This window comes from Sphingomonas sp. BL-S-25 (assembly GCF_055521555.1).
Map to the genome: position 1 here is coordinate 715,576 of NZ_CM145486.1, position 17,936 is coordinate 733,511.

The following is a 17,936-nucleotide window of genomic DNA, read 5'->3' on the forward strand; positions in this document are numbered from 1 at the left end:
GGCGGGCGCCTGTCCTTCAGCGGGAGGCGACAGAGTCAGGCTTCAGCCGCCCCAATAGGCAGCTGCGCTCAGGACGATGATCGTGAAGACTGCCATCGCGCCAGCGAAGTAATAAATGGCGTCACCATTGTCGACGCCATCATAAGTGCGCGCATGCTGAACTGGAGAGCCACCCTCGCTAAACGTCATCGACCTGTTTTGACGAGAAATTTCGAACTTTAGAAGCGCCATCTTCCGGCGACGACAATTGGCAACCGCGCTGAGTCCAATACCAGCAATCAACAGGATCATACCGCTGGCAATCATCAGCACGTCCGACGCCATCCAGTGCGCATTAATGCTTTCGGCCAACTTCGTCCGCGCCAGAGAATCTTCCATGGCGACACCAACACTCAGCAGGGAAATGCCCCCCGCCATCAGGATTGACCCACCGCGCATCATGATCTGGCTCCCCGCGACCTTTTTATTAGGGTGACCGACTTTCAACGCCTCATTCGCGCAGACCGGGGGAATGCGCCATAACATTCGCGCTGCGCGGTCCTCCGCGACTGCTCAGTTTGGTGAAACCATGGGGTATCGTCGTGCGGTGAATCGACGTGCTGCGATCGACCCGGCAGGCAGGTGAGGCGAGGCCGAAGCCGCGGCCCTATTCACCGATATCGTCGGCGCTAGACTTGCCGGAAGAAGAACATTGCCACGCCGCCCAGTGCAAGGATGGTCGCGCCGATGATCGCAATGGTGACGAACAGGATGTCATAGCCACTGGCCTGCCCCGCCCTTGCCGGCGACGGCGCCAGTGATGCCGGATCGACCAGCGAGCGATAGCTTTCGCCGCTGCCCACGGCCGGTGCGGCTTCGCCCCGCTGCCGGCGCGTCGTCCTGATCCCCAATGCCGTCATGACAATACCGGCGAGGAACAGGATGCCGCCGCTTACCGCGATCAGCCTGTCGACGACCCGCCATCCGGAGTTGTCGTTTCCGATCGCGACGATCGGCTGATGCAGCGATGGCGAGACCACCGTGCCGATCACTGCCAGGGAAATGCCCGTAATCATCAAGGTAATACCGGATTTGGTCACGACTCGACCACCTGCGAAACGCTCATTCTCACTCCAGGGTTGGCGATCCGGCGGGCGCACCCCTCCGCCGGCTGCCAAGCATCAACCAACGGTCCGCCGCTTGGTTGCACCATTTTGGCGGAACCATCCACAGCGCGAGCATCGTTTCAGGGCCGTTTGAGCCTGCTGCCCGCCACCACGAAGATCGTTCCGATCAGGCCTAGGACGCACCCGCCCGCAAAGACCATCATCTGGGTCTGCGCCCGGCCGGCATCCACGATTCGTTCGCCGTCAGCACCGAGATTGGCCGTGTTGAACGAGAAACTGACCACTACGAAAAACAGCCCCAGAGCCAGGAGCAACCAGCCGGCAATCTTCATCATGATGTCCCTTGCTGTACCGTCATATGGCGACCGGCTCCCGAAACCGCGCCGGACCGGGCGCTATCCAACTCCGTCGAGTCCTGCAGATCAAGTCGCCGACCGTCGCTTTATCGACTGGAGACACAGGCTCCACGACCAGCGGTGCAGGCGGCCATGAGGACGCCGCACTCACCATCCAACTAAGAAAAAGCCCGTCGATCCGGGGGGACCGACGGGCTTTCTATATGGTGGGCGCGGCAAGGATTGAACTTGCGACCCCTGCGGTGTGAACACAGTGCTCTACCACTGAGCTACGCGCCCATTGGCCTTTTGGGCCGAAACGGGAAGCGGGCCTTTAAGCGTCAGGAGCCGGCCTGTCCAGTGGCTTCCTGCGCGGGAGTGGCCCTCCCCTGGATTTCCCGCTTAGTTGACCGAATCCTTCAGGCCCTTGCCGGCCTTGAACTTCGGCTGGTTCGACGCCTTGATCGTCATCGGGTCACCGGTGCGCGGGTTGCGGCCGGTGCTTGCCTTGCGCTTGCTGACCGAGAAGGTGCCGAAACCGACCAAGCGGACTTCGTCGCCCTTTTTCAGTGCGACCGAAATTGCGTCGAACACTGCCTCGACGGCCTTGGTGGCGTCGCCCTTGCCCAAGCCCGAGGTGTCAGCAACCTGGCTGATCAATTCCTGCTTGTTCATGTCCCGGAGATCCCCCTGTCTGCGATAAGCCGTTAATACGTAAAGATGACTCACGGCCGAAGCCGGAGGGTCCAGTCAGCACGGGCCGTCCGTGCCTGTCAAAACATTTCAGCCATTTCGGACCGGCGACGGGCCGATTCGTGACGCCAGCGTGATGAAAAAGACCCTCCCCGAAGGGAGGGTCTATGGTCTGTCAGTGGCGCTGCGAGGATTCGATGCCCTGGACGCCGGCCGGCGGCTGGGTCGCAAGTTCCTCGGTCTCGGTCCACTCGATCGATTCGAGCGGCGCGGTCAGCGCCAGGCGAAGCACCTCGTCGACATGGGCGACAGGCACGATTTCGAGCCCCTCGCGAATGTTGGCCGGGATTTCCGCCAGGTCCTTCTGGTTCTCCTTCGGGATCAGCACCGTCTTGATCCCGCCGCGCAGCGCCGCGAGCAGCTTCTCCTTCAGGCCCCCGATCGGCAGCACGCGGCCGCGCAGCGTGACCTCGCCGGTCATCGCCACATCCTTGCGCACCGCCACCCCGGTCAGCGTCGAGATGATCGATGTGACCAGCCCGATGCCCGCCGACGGACCGTCCTTGGGAACCGCGCCCTCGGGCAAGTGGACGTGGACGTCCTTGCGCGCGAAGATGCTGGGCTTGATCCCATAGACCGGGCTGCGCGCGCGAACGAAGCTGAAGGCGGCCTCGACCGATTCCTTCATCACGTCGCCCAGCTTGCCGGTCGTCTTGATCGCGCCCTTGCCGGGAACGGTCACGCTTTCGATCGTCAGCAACTCGCCGCCCACCTCGGTCCAGGCCAGGCCGGTGACCGCACCGATCTGATGCTCATCCTCGCCCAGACCGTGGCGATACTTCTGCACCCCGGCAAATTCGGACAGGTTTTCAGGCGTGATCGTCACGCTCTCCGCCTTGCCCTCAAGGATGCGACGCAGCGCCTTGCGGGCCAGCTTGGCGATCTCGCGCTCCAGCGTACGGACGCCGGCCTCGCGGGTGTAATGCTGGATCAGCGAGCGAAGCCCCTCGGTCGTCAGGACGAACTCGCCATCCTTCAGCCCGTGCGCCTCGACCTGCTTGGCGATCAGGTGCCGCTCGGCGATCTCGACCTTCTCGTCCTCGGTATATCCCTCCAGACGGATGATCTCCATCCGGTCGAGCAAAGGTTGGGGCAGGTTCAGCGAGTTGGCCGTGGTGACGAACATCACGTCCGACAGATCGATGTCGATCTCCAGATAATGGTCGTTAAACTTGTTGTTCTGTTCGGGGTCGAGCACCTCGAGCAGCGCCGATGCCGGATCGCCGCGGAAATCCTGGCCGAGCTTGTCGATCTCGTCGAGCAGGAACAGCGGGTTGGACGTGCCGGTCTTGCGCAGGTTGGTCACGATCTTGCCCGGCAGCGAGCCAATATAGGTGCGGCGGTGGCCGCGAATCTCGGCCTCGTCGCGCACGCCGCCCAGCGACTGACGGATGAACTCACGCCCGGTCGCCTTGGCAATCGACTTGCCCAGCGAGGTCTTGCCCACGCCCGGGGGGCCGACGAGGCACAGGATCGGCCCCTTCAGCTTGTTGGTGCGGGCCTGGACGGCGAGATATTCGACGATCCGGTCCTTGACCTTCTCCAGCGCATAATGATCCTCGTCGAGGATCGCCTGCGCCGCGGCGATGTCCTTCTTGACCTTCGACTTCTTGCCCCAGGGCAGGCCCAGCAGCACATCGAGATAGTTGCGCACGACCGTCGCCTCGGCGCTCATCGGCGCCATGGTCTTGAGCTTCTTGAGCTCGGCGGTCGCCTTGGTTCGGGCTTCCTTCGAAAGCTTGAGCGTCGCGATCTTCTGGGTCAGCTCGGCGATTTCGTCGCCTTCGCCGTCCTCGCCCTCATTGCCCAGTTCGCGCTGGATCGCCTTGAGCTGTTCGTTGAGATAATATTCGCGCTGGGTCTTCTCCATCTGCCGCTTCACGCGGCTGCGGATCTTCTTCTCGACCTGCAGCACGCCCAGCTCGCCCTCCATGAAGGCGAACACCATCTCCAGGCGCTTCTGGGGGTTAGTCTCGATCAGCAGCGACTGCTTGTCGGCAACCTTCACGGCGATGTTGGCGGCGACGGCATCGGCCAGGCGCGAGGCATCCTCCAGCTCGGCGAGCTGGACCGCGGTCTCGGCCGGAAGCTTGCGGTTGAGCTTGGCGTAATTCTCGAACTGCTCGATCACCGAGCGCATCAGCGCCTTCATCTCGGCGCTCGCTTCCTCGAGGCTCTGGTCATCCTCGGCGACGGGGGCGATGCTGGCGGTCAGGAAGGCGCCGTCCTCGACCAGAGTGTCGAGGCGGCCGCGCTCCTTGCCCGAGACCAGCACGCGGACGGTGCCGTCGGGCAGCTTGAGCAGCTGCAGGACTTCGGCGGTGACGCCGGTATCGTAGAGATCCTCGCGGCCGGGGTCGTCCTCGCTGGGATCGAGCTGGGCGACGAGGAAAATCTCCTTGTCGTCGGCCATCGCGGATTCCAGCGCCGCGACCGACTTGTCGCGGCCGACGAACAGCGGCACGATCATGTGCGGGAAGACGACGATGTCACGCAATGGCAGGACGGGGTAGGATTGCTTCATGGGAACTCCGGTCGAGCCCGAACGGGGCTTCAGTCCCCCACTATATGGGGAGTGTGGCCGCGGCATCAATCATGGTCCTGCACCGATGCGAGTCCCGTCCCGTCCCGCGGTCGCGCCGACCGCTATCCCGTCTGAACTGCCGAGGAGGTTCCTTATCCGCACGCCCCTGCTGCTCGCGACCTGCATCGCCGCCATCGCGACCCCCGCCCTGGCCCAGACGCCGGGCAAGCCGGCCATCACCGCGCTGACGATGCGCACCGGCGGCGAGATCGAGCCCGAGCGGATGGCGCTGCGGATCGACCATTCCGACCTGGTGTTCGAGGTCCTGCCGGCGGAGAAGATGCTGAAGGGCGTGGCGACGCTGAAGCTGACGACATCGGCGCCGCAGAGCCGGCTGCTGATCGACCTGGACCGCAACCTGCCGGTCAGCGCGATCAGCGTCGATGGGCGCGCGCTGGCACCGGGTGCATGGAGCAATCCGGAGGGCCGGCTGACCATCACCCTGCCCCGCCCGCTGGCCGCGGGCGCGAAGCCGGAGGTGAAGATCACCTATGGCGGCATCCCGCATGTCGCCGTGCGCGCGCCATGGGACGACGGAATCGTGTGGGGCGCGACGCGCGACGGCAAGACGTGGATGAGCACCACGGCGCAGGGCTATGGCTGCGACCTCTACTGGCCGTGCCTGGACTTTCCGCAGGGCGAGCCGGCGGGCGTCGACCTGCACATCACCGTACCCGCCGGGCTGTCGGCACCGTCCAACGGCGTGCTGGTGAAGCGCGAGCAATTGCCCGACGGTCGCACGACCTTTCACTGGCGATCGACCAGCATCAACCCGTATCTCGTGTCGCTGAACGTCGCGCCCTACAAGGAGATCAGCGCGACCTACACCAGCCGGTTCGGCAACCGCTTCCCGATGACCTACTGGTATTTGCCCGGTCGCGAGCAGCAGGCGGCGGGGCTGTTCGAGGAATTCCCACAGATCCTCGATTTCTTCGAGGCGGTGGTCGGCCCCTATCCGTGGAGCGCGGAGAAGATGGGCGTGGTCGAGACGCCTTATCTCGGCATGGAGCACCAGACGATCAACGCGTATGGCAACAACTACGCCAAGGACGCGACCGGGTTCGACTGGCTGCTCCAGCACGAGTTCGCGCACGAATGGTTCGGCAACCAGATGACCGCGGCGCGCTGGGACGATTTCTGGCTCCACGAAGGCTACGCCCAATATATGCAGCCGCTCTACGGCCGCTGGCGCGAGGGCGAGGCGCGCTATGCGGTGATGATGGAGGAATTCCGGCTCCAGATCGCCAATCGCGCGCCGATCGTGTCGGGCCGCAATCCGACCAGCGAGGAAGTCTATGAGGATAATGGCAGCGGCCCGGGCAGCGACATCTATGTGAAGGGCGCCTGGGTGCTCCACACGCTGCGCAACACGATCGGCGACGATGCCTTCTGGGACGTGACGCGACGGGTGGTCTATGGCCGGCCGGATCCGAAGCCGGGCAATTTCAAGCCGCGCTTCGCGACGACCGACGAGTTCGTCGAGACGGTGAACAAGGTCACCGGCAAGGATTATCGCTGGTTCTTCGACGTCTATCTGCGCCAGGCCGCGCTTCCCGAACTGGTGCAGCAGCGCGCAGGCACGCGGCTGACGCTGAGCTGGAAGGCGCCGGGTGGCGCCCCCTTCCCCTTGCCGGTCGAGGTGCAGGTGGACGGCAAGGTGCAACTGGTGCCGATGACCGGAGGCACTGCGACGCTGGAGGTGCCGGAGCGGGCGCATGTCGTCGTCGATCCCGCCTCGCGCCTGCTCAAGCGCAGCGCCGCAGTCGAGGCGGTGCAGCGGCGGCGCTCTTGAGCCGCGGCCTGCTGACCCGGATCGCGGCAGTCGTAGCTGCCGTGCTGCTGCCGGCGGGTGCGACGGCGCAGACGCTGGACCTGCGCGCCATGTCGGCAGAGATCGAGGCGGGCAGCTATCAGCGGATCGAGGCGATCCGGGTGATCCAGCATGGCAGGACCGTGTTCGCACAGGATTATCGCGGCAACGACGCCGAGAGCCGGATCGACGGGCGGTCGGCGGGCAAGTCGATCACCGCGATCGCGGTCGGAATGGCGATCGACGACGGCAAGCTGGCGGGCGTCGATCGGCCGGCCTTCGCATTCTTCAAGGACCGCGAGCCCTTCGCCCATGACGGCCCGCTGAAGCGTGCGATCACGATCCGCGACCTGCTGACCATGTCGTCGGCGCTCGATTGCGACGACTGGACCGATGCCAGCCCGGGCAATGAGGAGCGGATGTACGAGGCCCGCGACTGGACCCGATTCGCGCTCGATATTCCGCTGTTCACCGGCTTCGCGCGCGATCCGGCCGGCCAGGGCCGCTATTCCTATTGCACCGCCGGCGCCTTCCTGCTCGGCCGGATCGTCGAGCGGGCGACGGGCGAGCGCTTCGACGCCTATGTCCAGCGCAGGCTCTTCGATCCGCTGAAGATCACGGGCGCGAAATGGACCCGCTCGCCAACGGGCGAGGTGCAGACCGGCGGCCAGCTGCAGCTGCGCGCCGATGATTTCGCGGCGATCGGCCAAGTGGTGCTGAGCGGCGGCGCGGTCGACGGCAGGCAGATCGTGTCGCGCGACTGGCTGCGCGAGATGCTGCGCGTGCGGGCGCGGGCGACGCCGCTGGACGGCTATGGCTATCTCTGGTGGGTCCGCGACTACCGCGTGCCCGGTGATACTCGCCCTTGGCCCGGCTTCTACATGTCGGGCAATGGCGGCAACAAGGTGGTGCTGTTCCCCGATCTGGACGCGGTCGTCGTGGTGCTGAGCACCAACTACAACAAGCGCGGCATGCACGAGATGACGACCGCGCCCATCGAGCGCTTCATCCTGCCCGCGCTGATCGCCGACAAGGCCCGCTGAACCCGTCCCCCTTGCGGCATCGCCCGCATCGGAGGACAATCGCCCCCGGGGTTTGGTGGGGGAACGGCCATAGCCGATCATCATCTGTGGAATGCGGACCTGGCGCCGACCAGCGCGGCGCAGCGCAACTGGGCCTGGTATCATTATCTCGCGCTGTGGGTCGGGATGATCGTCGCTGTGCCCGCCTGGATGCTGGCGGCGGGCCTGATCGAGCAGGGCATGTCGTGCGCAAAGGGTTGACCACCATCCGGCGGCTGGAGACCTGGACCGCGCCGTTCAAGCTGCTGGTGTGCGTCGCCCTGGTGTGGTGGGCGATCGACACCGCCGGCGGGGTGGGTCCGATCTTCACCGCGCCCTCGGCCTTCGCCCCGGGTGGCGCAAAGGCCGGGCAGTTCTGGTCGGTGTTCTGGCCCGCGCTGACCGCGATGATCGGCTATTGGGCGACGCTGGCGCTCAACATCCCCGATTTCACCCGCTTCGCGCGCAGCCAGCGCGACCAGATCGTCGGCCAGACGATCGGCCTGCCGCCGATGATGGGGCTGATCGCGCTGGCCAGCGTCATCACCACCAGCGCAACGGTCGTCATCCATGGCGAGGCGATCTGGGATCCGGTGAAGCTGTCGGGCACTTTTGCCGGGCCGTTCGTGCTGTTAGCGCTGGTCGTGATCAGCATCGACACCATCTCGTGCAACATCGCCGCGAACCTGGTGTCGTCCGCCTATGACGTCTCGTCGCTGGCGCCGCGACGCATCTCGTACCGAACCGGGGGCACGATCACCGCGCTGTTGTGCATCGTGATGATGCCTTGGAAGCTGCTGGAGACGTCGGGCGGCTATATCTTCGTCTGGCTGGCGGGATACAGCGCGCTGCTGGGGCCGATCGCCGGGATTCTGATCGCCGATTACTGGCTGATTCGCCGCACGCGGCTCGACGTGGAGGCGCTGTACCGCGCCGATGGGCCCTATGCTTATCGCGGCGGATGGAACCCGGCGGCGCTGATCGCCTTCGCCGCAGGGGTGCTGCCAAACCTGCCGGGCTTCCTCGCGACCGCCTTTCCGATCCGATTCGGAGCGATCGGCGCGCCCTGGACGGCGATCTACGACTGGGCGTGGTTCATCGGGCTGGGAATCGCGCTGATCCTCTATACGCTGATGATGCGCGGATCGGTGTCGCGCGACTGAAGGAGGGACTCGCCGTCATGACGAAACGCTGGCTTGCACCAATTGCCATGGGCCTCGCCCTGATGACGGCCCTGCCCGCGGCCGCACAAACCGAGGTGAAGGACCCGCCGCCGACCTGGAGCCACCGCGCCGCGAAGGTCGACTTTCCCGAGCGGCTGGGCGCGTTCGAGCGCGGCCGGATATTCGAGTATAATGACGATGGCAGCGACGCGAGTGTCGGCTACACGCTGGACCGCGACGGCAAGCTGGCAGCGATGCTCACCATCTATGTCTATCCCGCCAACGACCTTGGCTGCGACGGGACCTTCACCGACGCGCAGGCCGCCATCACCAGAAGCTATCAGGATGCGAAGCTTGGCCCCGAGCGCCGCCTGCCCTCCCCGAGCGGCGCGACTCCCGATGCCGCGCGTCAGGTTCAGTATACGTTTCCGTTCGCGCTGGGCGGTGGCCAGCCGCAGCCGGTAAAGTCGGAACTCTATCTCTACTGCGCACCGGGCGATCAGTGGTTGGTGAAGTACCGCCTCACCTATCTCGCTGCTCTCGACCTCGATGCGGATGTGGCGGCGGCATTGCGCACGATCCGCTGGCCTGCGCAGCTGCGCTGACCCGGGCAAAGAAAAGGGCGCCGCGTTCATATACGCGGCGCCCCATATCGGCTTCCGACAGCCAGGCTCAGCCCGCCTTGGCTTCCTTGGCATAGACGCGGACCGGGTCCTTGCGGCCCTCCACCACATCCTTGTCGACCATCACCTCGTCGACGCCGTCCATGCTGGGCAGGTCGAACATCGTGTCGAGCAGGATCGCCTCGAGGATCGAGCGCAGGCCGCGCGCGCCGGTCTTGCGTTCGATCGCCTTCTTGGCGACCGCGATCAGCGCGTCGTCGGTGAAGCCGAGGCGCACCGACTCCATGTCGAACAGCTTCTGATATTGTTTCACCAGCGCGTTCTTCGGCTCGGTGAGGATCTTCACCAGAGCCTCGATGTCGAGATCCTCGAGCGTCGCGATGACCGGCAGGCGGCCGACGAACTCGGGGATCAGGCCGAACTTGAGCAGATCTTCCGGTTCGGTCTGGCGCAGCACCTCGCCGGTGCGGCGCTCCTCCGGTGACGCGACATAGGCGCCGAAGCCGATCGACTTGCCCTGGAGGCGGTCGCCGATGATCTTTTCCAGGCCCGAAAAGGCGCCGCCGCAGATGAACAGGATGTTCGTCGTGTCGACCTGCAGGAATTCCTGCTGCGGATGCTTGCGGCCGCCCTGCGGCGGAACGCTCGCGGTGGTACCTTCCATCAGCTTGAGCAGCGCCTGCTGAACGCCTTCGCCCGACACGTCGCGCGTGATCGAGGGGTTCTCGGCCTTGCGGCTGATCTTGTCGATCTCGTCGATATAGACGATGCCGCGCTGCGCCCGCTCGACATTATAGTCGGACGCCTGGAGCAGCTTCAGGATGATGTTCTCGACATCCTCGCCGACATAGCCTGCCTCGGTCAGCGTGGTCGCATCGGCCATGGTGAACGGCACGTCGAGGATGCGCGCCAGCGTCTGCGCCAGCAGCGTCTTGCCGCAGCCGGTCGGGCCGACGAGCAGGATGTTCGACTTGGCCAGCTCGACATCGGCACCCTTGGCGCCGTGGTTCAGCCGCTTGTAGTGATTGTGCACCGCGACCGAGAGGACGCGCTTCGCCTGCTTCTGGCCGATGACATAGTCGTCCAGCACGTCGCAGATTTCCTGCGGCGTGGGGACGCCCCCGTCCTTCTTCGACACCAGTGCGGACTTGGTCTCTTCGCGGATGATGTCGTTGCACAGTTCGACACACTCGTCGCAGATGAAGACCGTCGGGCCGGCGATGAGCTTGCGGACTTCGTGCTGCGACTTTCCGCAGAACGAGCAATAGAGCGTGCTCTTCGAATCGCCGCCACTCAGCTTCGTCATAGAAATTCCTTACGCGCTCCCGCAGGAGCCATTTGGTACGCTGTCACCGCGATTTCCGCGCGCGACGTGCTGCCTATACGCCGGCAACCGTGACAAGACGCCTAATATGCCCATGCGGCGAGCCGAAACAAGGGCAAGGATTCGGCGCTGCACAAGCGGCACGCGATCGAGCGGACGCACGATAGCGCGGCCCCCGCCCGTCGGGCAGGGGCCGGTTGCGCAACGATCAGGCCGCGGGCGCGTCTTCCGCCGGGCTCGGACGCTTCTCGTACACTTCGTCGATCAGGCCGAATTCCTTCGCCTCGTTCGCCTCGAGGAAGGTATCGCGGTCCATCGCCCGCTCGATCTTCTCGAGCGGCTGACCGGTATACTTGGCATAGAGGCTGTTCATCCGCTGGCGGATGCGCAGGATTTCCTTCGCCTGGATCTCGATGTCCGATGCCATGCCCTGAGCACCGCCCGAGGGCTGGTGGATCATGATGCGGGCGTTGGTCAGCGCGACGCGCAGGCCCGGCTCGCCGGCGGCCAGCAGGAAGCTGCCCATCGAGGCGGCCTGGCCGATGCACACCGTGCCGACACGCGGACGGATATACTGCATGGTGTCGTGGATCGCCATGCCGGCGGTCACCACGCCGCCCGGCGAGTTGATGTACATCCAGATGTCCTTCTTCGGATTCTCCGATTCGAGGAACAGCAGCTGGGCGGTGATCAGCGAGGCCATATGGTCCTCGACGCCACCGGTCACGAAGACGATGCGCTCGCGCAGCAGACGCGAATAAATGTCGAAGCTGCGCTCGCCGCGGCTCGACTGCTCGATGACGATGGGGACGAGTCCGCCGGTGACGGGATCGATGGTCATCTGACCGGAAAGCGGATGCATGGGAAAATTTCTCGTTTGTCGTTCTTGCCCGCGGACTACATCGGCGCTCGACTGCCGGGGCGCAAGGGGGCACGGACTACGGCATGAGCGGCGACACGGTCCATCGCGACGCAGATGAAACGAAGCGCGCCGGCCGCGGGGCTGTCGCGGCCCGGTGGCGGCGGCGCGGGCTCGTGGTCGCGGTGCTCGTCGCCTGCCTGGCGATCTTCTTCCGCGGGCCGATACTGAGCGGCTTCACCCGCTTTTACGGCGACAGCTATGACGGGCTGATCGAGATCGCGATTCTCGAGCATTGGCATGCGGTCATCGCGAAGGGCGCCACCTGGAACCTGACCGGCTGGTTCCATCCCTATGCCGATACGCTCGGCTATAACGACACCAACATCGTGCCCGGCCTCTTCTATGCCGTCGCGCGGATGATCGGCAGCGATCCGTTCATCGCGACCCTGTTTGCACATGTCGTGATGAAGACGATCGGCTTCCTCGGCATGGCGGAGCTGCTGCGCCGCGGCCTGGGTGTCCGCCTGCCCTTCGCGCTGCTGGGCGCGGCGCTGTTCGCGACTGCCAACGCCTCGCTGCTCCATATCTATCATGCGCAGTTGCTGGCGGTGGGACTGATTCCGTGGCTGATGCTGCTGGCGATCCAGGCGGTGCGGGCCGGGCTCGGGGATCGCCGCCGCGCGCTGCTCGCCAATGGCGCGGGGTTCGGGCTGCTCTTCGGGCTGACCGCGCTCAACGCCTTCTACCAGATCTGGTTCTTCTCGCTGTTCCTGCTCGCCTTCGTGCCGACCGCGCTGATCGTCGCGGGTCCGGCATGGCGCAGCCGGCTGTGGGACCTCGTCCGTCGGCACTGGCCGATCCTGATGGCGATCGCCGCAATATCCGCGCTGGCGCTGATCCCGTTCCTGATGGTCTATCTGCCCAAGCTGGCGGAGGGCGCCCGCCATCCCTTCGCCCAGGCGGTGCGACCGCATCTGCCGACGCTGTCGACCTATGTGAATGTCGGCCAGGGCAATCTCGTCTGGGGCAGGCTGCTCGGGCCGATGAGCGGCGGCGAGCAGCGATTCGGGTTCCCGATCGGGCTGCTGGTGCTGGCCCTGATCGCGGCGGCATGGGCGATCCGCCATCGCCGGGAGGCCAGGCTAATGCTCGCGGCCGGGATCGCACTGCTCGTCCTGGTGCTGATGGTGACCCGGTGGAGCGGCAACGCGACGCTGTGGGAATATCTCTATCCGGTGGTTCCGGGCGCCAGCGGGGTGCGGGTGATATCGCGCATCCTGCTGTTCATGCTGATTCCGATGATCGCGATGGCGATGCTGGTCCTCCAGCGCTGGCGCGCCGGTCCGGTGGCGATTGCGCTACTGGCCATCTTCCTGCTCGCCGAGCAGATCCAGCTTCAGGCACCGCTCATGATCGATCGCGCCGAGCAGATGGACATGCTGGCGAGTGCAGGCCCGCCCCCGGCCGAATGCGACAGCTTCTTCGTCGTGCTGGCGCGGCCGCCTTTCTCCGCACAGGAGCCCGAGGCCGAACGGGTAGTAGGGATGTGGGGCTATAGCGACGGGCGCGACCTGATGCTGCGCTATCGTCACAATGTCGATGCGATGCTGCTGGCCGCCTATTACAACCGGCCGACGATCATCGGCTTCTCGACCTTCAACCCGCCCGACTGGGCATTTTACGGTCCGGATTTCTCCGACTATCCGCAGCGGATCCGCACCTATGTGAAGACGCACGGCCTGACCCGCGTCTGCGGCCTTGATCGCCGTGAGCCGCAGGCCTGGTTTCCACTCGTCTCATAACGCGAACGAAACCTTGTACGCGATCCTCCTGACCCCATGTTGCGGATATGAGTACCATCCTGGTCACCGGGGGGTCGGGCTTCGTCGCCGGCCATGTCATCCTCCAGCTGCTTGCCGCGGGTCACGACGTCCGCACCACCGTCCGCAACCTGGCGCGCGAGCCCGAGGTCAGGGCGACGCTGGAACGGCACGGCGCGGATACCCGCCGGCTACGCTTCTTCGCGGCCGACCTCGAGCGCGATGACGGCTGGGCCGAGGCGGTTGCCGGATGCGACTATGTCCAGCACGTCGCCTCACCCTTCCCGCTGACCCAGCCCAGGGACGAGCAGGAGGTGATCCGGCCCGCTGTCGAGGGCACGCTGCGCGCGCTTCGCGCCGCCCGCGACGCGGGGGTGAAGCGGGTGGTGCTGACCTCGTCCTTCGCCGCGGTCGGCTATGGCCATGGTCCGCGCGAGACGCCCTATACCGAGCAGGACTGGACCCATGTCGATGGTCCGGCGGTGCAGCCCTATATGAAGTCCAAAACGCTGGCCGAACGTGCCGCCTGGGCCTTCATGGACAGCGAGGGCGGCGCGATGGAGCTGGCGACGGTCAACCCGGTCGGCATCTTCGGCCCTGCCCTCAACAACGACTTGTCCACCTCGATCGAACTGGTGCGCCAGATGATGGCGGGCAAGCTGCCCGGCACCGCCGACCTGTGGTTCGGGGTGGTCGATGTCCGCGACGTCGCCGCGCTGCACCTGCTGGCGATGACCTCGCCCGAGGCGGCGGGCGAACGCTATCTGGCGATCGCGGGCGAGCCGGTGTCGCTGCGCCAGATGGCGGAGATCCTGCACCGCGGGGTGGGCACGAAGCTGCCCCCGCGCCTGCCGAGCTGGGTCGTGCGACTGGTCGGGCTGTTCAATCCCTTGGCGCGCGATGCGGTGCCGCGTCTCGGCATTCGCGGCTGGGCGAGCAACGCCAAGGCACGCGCGCTTGGCTGGACTCCGCGAACCAATGAGGACGCGATCCTCGCGACGGCCGAAAGCCTGAAGACGCTGGGGCTGGTCGAGCCGCAGCGCGGCTGAGTCAGTCCTGGAGCGGGCCCGGCTGCGCCAGATAGGCCAGCCGCCGCATCTCCCGCCGGCCATGTACGACCGTGTCCAGGATCAGCCCGGCAAACAGGTTCAGCGACGCCAGGATCATCAGGCCGGTTGCCAGGATCGCGGTCGGGAAGCGCGGCACCAGCCCGGTATGGGCATAGGTGATGGCCAGCGGGATCGCGAGGATGACCGCCAGCAGCGCCAGCACCCCCGCGATGGCACCGAAGAACAGCATCGGCCGCTCGATCCGGTACAGGGTCAGGATGACCCTCAGGATGCGAAGGCCGTCGCGATAGGTGTTGAGCTTGGACTCCGACCCTTCGGGGCGCGCAAGATAGGCGGTCTCGATCTCCCCCACCGGCATCTTTAGTTCAAGCGCATGGATGCTGATCGCGGTCTCGATCTCGAAGCCGGACGACAGCACCGGGAAGCTCTTCACGAAGCGGCGCGAGAACACGCGGTAGCCCGAGAAGATGTCGGTGAAGCTGCGCCCGAACAGGCTGGCGAGAAAGCCGGTCATCACCCGGTTGCCCAGTACATGGCCGCGGCGATAGGCCTCGACCGCCTCGTGCACGCGCGTGCCGACGACCATGTCGAGCCCCTCGTCCAGCAGCTTGGCGACCATTGCCGGGGCGGCTGCCGCGTCATAGGTCGCGTCGCCGTCCGCCATCACATAGATATCGGCTTCGATGTCGGCGAACATCCGCCGGACGACGCTGCCCTTGCCCTGCATCCGCTCGCTGCGCACGATCGCGCCGGCGGCACGCGCGACCTCGACGGTGCGGTCGCGGCTGTTATTGTCATAGACATAGATGACCGCGCCCGGCAGCGCCGCGCGAAACCCCGCCACGGTCTGCGCGATGGCAGCTTCTTCATTGTAACAGGGCAGGACGACCGCGATCTTCTGGCTCATGCGCACGCCATAGGGCCGAAACGATTTCTGTTCGATGATTTTTGGCGACACGCCTCATACGCCCGCTTCGACTTACCCACGGGAGTTCAATCAAGTTCACGCGTCGGTCCGATCCGATCGGCAGCCTGACGCGGAGCGGGTCCAACAAGGTGTTCGCCTGCAGAGCCGCCGCAAGAGCCCGACAGAGCGCGGACGCAAACCGGTTCGTTAAGGCGGCGGCCAATAGTCAGTCGATCTCGAACCCCAAGATCCAGTTCCGCTGCGCGTCCGTATCGGGAACCGGCAGTCCCCGCGCCGCCTGAATGGTCTCGAGCGCTCGGGCGGGCACCATGCCGCGGGCGATCATGATCGCGGCGGCGATCAGTGACGAGCGGCCGATCCCCGCGCGACAATGGATCGCGATCGCCCCGTCACGGGAAGCAAGGCCGCGCACGAACGCTTTCATGGCACCGCGATCCTCGGGCACGCCCCGGTCCTCGATCGGGAAGGTCAGGAACTCGATACCGCGACGAGCACAAATGTCGGACTCGACCTCCAGACCCAGGTCCTGCACCTCTTCGCGTTCCAGCAGACTGACCACGGTCGTCACACCAGAACGCTCCCAATGCGCCACTTCGTCCTCAAGCCAGTCTCCGGCGCGTGGACGCGCCATGATGGCCAGTCGCCAAGGGCCGTCGCTATCGATCCAGTAGAGGTCGGATGCCATTTTCAAGCCCTCAAACGAAACCGGCGCCCGCGACCTGGGTCGCGAGCGCCGGTGGTTCGTTGCTGGAGAAGGGTCAGGCCTTCTTCTTGGCCGCAGCCTTCTTGGCGGGCTTGGCCTCGCCCTCGGCCGCTTCGGCGGTTTCCGCCTTCGGTGCGGCGGCCTTCTTGGTGGCTGCCTTCTTCACCGGCTCGGCCTCGACCAGCGCGTCGGCGTCGGCGGGCGTCTCGGGAGCGACGTCCTTCTTCGACGGTGCCTTCTTGGTCGCGGCCTTCTTCACCGGCTCCTCGGCGACTGGTGCGTCCGCAGCGACTTCAGGCTCGGGGGCGGCATCGGCCTTCTTGGCCGCTGCCTTCTTCTTGGCCGGCTTCGCCTCGGCGTGGTCATGGCCATGATCGTGGCCGCAATCCGGACCATGGACGTGCGGGATCGCGCCTTCCTCGGACTCGATCGCCGCTTCCAGTTCCTCGCGGGTCACTTCGCGGTCGGTGATCTCGGCCTTGTCGAACAGGAAGTCGACGACCTTGTCCTCGAACAGCGGCGCGCGCAGCTGGGCGGCGGCCATCGGCTCCTGACGGATATACTGGATGAAGCGCTCGCGGTCCGACGCGTTATACTGCTGCGCGGCCTGGGCCACGAGCATGTTCATTTCCTGCTGGCTGACCTCGACGCCATTGGCGGTGCCGATTTCCGAGAGGAGCAGGCCCAGGCGCACGCGGCGCTCGGCGATGGCGCGATAATCGTCGCGCTCGGCTTCCAGCTCGGCCTTGGCGGCCTCGGCATCTTCCTCATGCTCGGCTTCGTGCTGGAGCTGTGCCCAGATCTGCTCGAACTCGGCCTCGACCATCGACGGCGGGACCGGGAAGTCATGGCCCGCGGCGAGCTGGTCGAGCAGCTTGCGCTTCATATAGGTGCGGGTCAGGCCGTTATTCTGCTGCTCCAGCTGGCCCTTCAGCAGGCCGGTCAGCTGAGCGAGATCCTGCAGGCCGAGCGACTTGGCGAAGTCGTCGTCGATCTTGGTCTCGCCGGCGGTCTTCACCGCGGTGATCTTCAGGTCGAACGTGGCGGGCTGGCCGGCCAGTTCCTTGGCGCCGTAATCCTCCGGGAAGGTGACGCTGATCTGCTTCTCGTCGCCGACCTTCACGCCGACCAGCTGGTCCTCGAAACCGGGGATCAGATTGCCCGAACCGATCTCGACGGCCATGCCCTCGCCGGTGCCGCCCTCGAAGGCGACGCCGTCCGCGGTCTTGCCGACGAAATCCATCGTGACCTGGTTGCCCTCGGCAGCCGCATGGCCCTCGGCCGCGTCTTCCCAGGCCTTCTGCTGGCCGGCGAGCTGGGTCAGCTGCTCCTCGACCGCCGAATCGGCGACGGGAACGGTCAGGCGCTCGAGCTTCAGGCCGTCGATCGCCGGCATCGGCACGTCGGGGAGCACTTCGAGCTCGACCTTGACGGTGGCGTCCTTGCCCGCCTCATAGCCTTCCTCGAGGCTGACCGACGGTGCCATTGCCGGACGCAACTTGTTCTCGGCAACGAGCGACTGGACGCCGTCCTGGATCGCGGTGTTCAGCGCGTCGGCGGCAATCGCCTCGCCGTGCATCTTGCGGACCAGGTTCGCGGGAACCTTGCCGGGGCGGAAACCGGGCATGCGCACCTGCGGCGCAACGCGCTTCACTTCGGCATCGACCTTGGCATCGATGTCCTTGGCGGTGATCGTCAGCGTATATGCGCGCTTCAGGCCTTCGTTCAACGTCTCGACAGTCTGCATTTCACGGCTTTCAAAATGAATTCGGAATCGCGGCGTCCGGACGCTGC

General features: G+C 65.6%; 17 protein-coding genes and 1 tRNA gene. 7 read left to right on the plus strand and 11 right to left on the minus strand.

The annotated features are described in order from the left end of the window. Positions 1–42: 42 nt before the first annotated feature. From ACZ1H8_RS03545 to lon, 6 genes are all read right to left on the minus strand, one after another. Positions 43–441: a hypothetical protein gene (locus ACZ1H8_RS03545; protein WP_465180014.1), complete on the minus strand. Its 399-nt coding sequence runs from the start codon at positions 439–441 to the stop codon at positions 43–45. Positions 442–668: 227 nt separating this feature from the next. Next, positions 669–1,079, minus strand: coding sequence for a hypothetical protein (locus tag ACZ1H8_RS03550; protein ID WP_465180015.1), 411 nt, complete (start codon positions 1,077–1,079; stop codon positions 669–671). Between the two features lie 146 nt (positions 1,080–1,225). Beyond that, positions 1,226–1,441 carry a hypothetical protein gene (locus ACZ1H8_RS03555; RefSeq protein WP_465180016.1) on the minus strand — a complete coding sequence of 72 codons (216 nt, stop codon included), beginning with the start codon at positions 1,439–1,441 and terminating at the stop codon, positions 1,226–1,228. A 225-nt stretch (positions 1,442–1,666) separates the two neighbouring features. Further along, positions 1,667–1,741 (minus strand) — tRNA-Val (locus ACZ1H8_RS03560). A gap of 102 nt (positions 1,742–1,843) precedes the next feature. Then, positions 1,844–2,116 carry an HU family DNA-binding protein gene (locus ACZ1H8_RS03565; protein ID WP_110149345.1) on the minus strand — a complete coding sequence of 91 codons (273 nt, stop codon included), beginning with the start codon at positions 2,114–2,116 and terminating at the stop codon, positions 1,844–1,846. 193 nt (positions 2,117–2,309) lie between these two features. Beyond that, a complete protein-coding gene (gene lon, locus ACZ1H8_RS03570) occupies positions 2,310–4,718 on the minus strand; it encodes an endopeptidase La (RefSeq protein ID WP_465180017.1) in 2,409 nt (802 codons plus the stop codon). A gap of 85 nt (positions 4,719–4,803) precedes the next feature. Here lon and ACZ1H8_RS03575 point away from each other — a divergent pair, with 85 nt between their 5' ends. The 5 genes from ACZ1H8_RS03575 to ACZ1H8_RS03595 all read left to right on the plus strand — a co-directional run bounded on the left by ACZ1H8_RS03575 (position 4,804) and on the right by ACZ1H8_RS03595 (position 9,417). Continuing rightward, positions 4,804–6,570 carry a M1 family metallopeptidase gene (locus tag ACZ1H8_RS03575; protein ID WP_465180018.1) on the plus strand — a complete coding sequence of 589 codons (1,767 nt, stop codon included), beginning with the start codon at positions 4,804–4,806 and terminating at the stop codon, positions 6,568–6,570. Continuing rightward, positions 6,567–7,631 carry a serine hydrolase domain-containing protein gene (locus ACZ1H8_RS03580; RefSeq protein ID WP_465180019.1) on the plus strand — a complete coding sequence of 355 codons (1,065 nt, stop codon included), beginning with the start codon at positions 6,567–6,569 and terminating at the stop codon, positions 7,629–7,631. The genes ACZ1H8_RS03575 and ACZ1H8_RS03580 overlap by 4 nt, the downstream gene beginning before the upstream one ends. A 165-nt stretch (positions 7,632–7,796) precedes the next feature. Further along, entirely contained in the window at positions 7,797–7,871 is a 75-nt protein-coding gene (locus ACZ1H8_RS03585; RefSeq protein ID WP_465181329.1) for a hypothetical protein, read from the plus strand. Beyond that, positions 7,856–8,812 carry a cytosine permease gene (locus tag ACZ1H8_RS03590; protein ID WP_465180020.1) on the plus strand — a complete coding sequence of 319 codons (957 nt, stop codon included), beginning with the start codon at positions 7,856–7,858 and terminating at the stop codon, positions 8,810–8,812. Before ACZ1H8_RS03585 ends, ACZ1H8_RS03590 begins: the two co-directional genes overlap by 16 nt. A 62-nt stretch (positions 8,813–8,874) precedes the next feature. Further along, positions 8,875–9,417, plus strand: coding sequence for a hypothetical protein (locus tag ACZ1H8_RS03595; protein ID WP_465180021.1), 543 nt, complete (start codon positions 8,875–8,877; stop codon positions 9,415–9,417). Between the two features lie 67 nt (positions 9,418–9,484). On the opposite strand, the gene clpX is transcribed toward ACZ1H8_RS03595, so the two are convergent. Both clpX and clpP read right to left on the minus strand, forming a co-directional pair. Then, entirely contained in the window at positions 9,485–10,741 is a 1,257-nt protein-coding gene (gene clpX, locus ACZ1H8_RS03600) for an ATP-dependent Clp protease ATP-binding subunit ClpX (RefSeq protein ID WP_110149339.1), read from the minus strand. A gap of 226 nt (positions 10,742–10,967) precedes the next feature. Beyond that, complete coding sequence (clpP, locus tag ACZ1H8_RS03605; protein ID WP_465180022.1) at positions 10,968–11,600, minus strand: ATP-dependent Clp endopeptidase proteolytic subunit ClpP; 633 nt, start codon at positions 11,598–11,600, stop codon at positions 10,968–10,970. A gap of 104 nt (positions 11,601–11,704) precedes the next feature. On the opposite strand from clpP, the gene ACZ1H8_RS03610 reads away from it, so the two are divergent. Both ACZ1H8_RS03610 and ACZ1H8_RS03615 read left to right on the plus strand, forming a co-directional pair. After that, positions 11,705–13,423 (plus strand): hypothetical protein, encoded by a 1,719-nt coding sequence (locus ACZ1H8_RS03610; protein ID WP_465180023.1) that lies wholly within the window; start codon positions 11,705–11,707, stop codon positions 13,421–13,423. A gap of 47 nt (positions 13,424–13,470) precedes the next feature. Continuing rightward, the gene (locus ACZ1H8_RS03615) at positions 13,471–14,490 is read left to right on the plus strand and encodes an SDR family oxidoreductase (RefSeq protein WP_465180024.1); all 1,020 of its coding nucleotides are present in this window, start codon (positions 13,471–13,473) and stop codon (positions 14,488–14,490) included. A 1-nt stretch (position 14,491) separates the two neighbouring features. Here the strand turns inward: ACZ1H8_RS03615 and ACZ1H8_RS03620 are convergent, their stop codons facing one another. The 3 genes from ACZ1H8_RS03620 to tig all read right to left on the minus strand — a co-directional run bounded on the left by ACZ1H8_RS03620 (position 14,492) and on the right by tig (position 17,889). Then, positions 14,492–15,418 carry a glycosyltransferase family 2 protein gene (locus ACZ1H8_RS03620; RefSeq protein ID WP_465180025.1) on the minus strand — a complete coding sequence of 309 codons (927 nt, stop codon included), beginning with the start codon at positions 15,416–15,418 and terminating at the stop codon, positions 14,492–14,494. A gap of 226 nt (positions 15,419–15,644) precedes the next feature. Beyond that, positions 15,645–16,124: a protein-tyrosine phosphatase family protein gene (locus ACZ1H8_RS03625; RefSeq protein ID WP_465180026.1), complete on the minus strand. Its 480-nt coding sequence runs from the start codon at positions 16,122–16,124 to the stop codon at positions 15,645–15,647. Between the two features lie 73 nt (positions 16,125–16,197). After that, entirely contained in the window at positions 16,198–17,889 is a 1,692-nt protein-coding gene (tig, locus tag ACZ1H8_RS03630; RefSeq protein WP_465180027.1) for a trigger factor, read from the minus strand. Between the last annotated feature and the right edge of the window lie 47 nt (positions 17,890–17,936).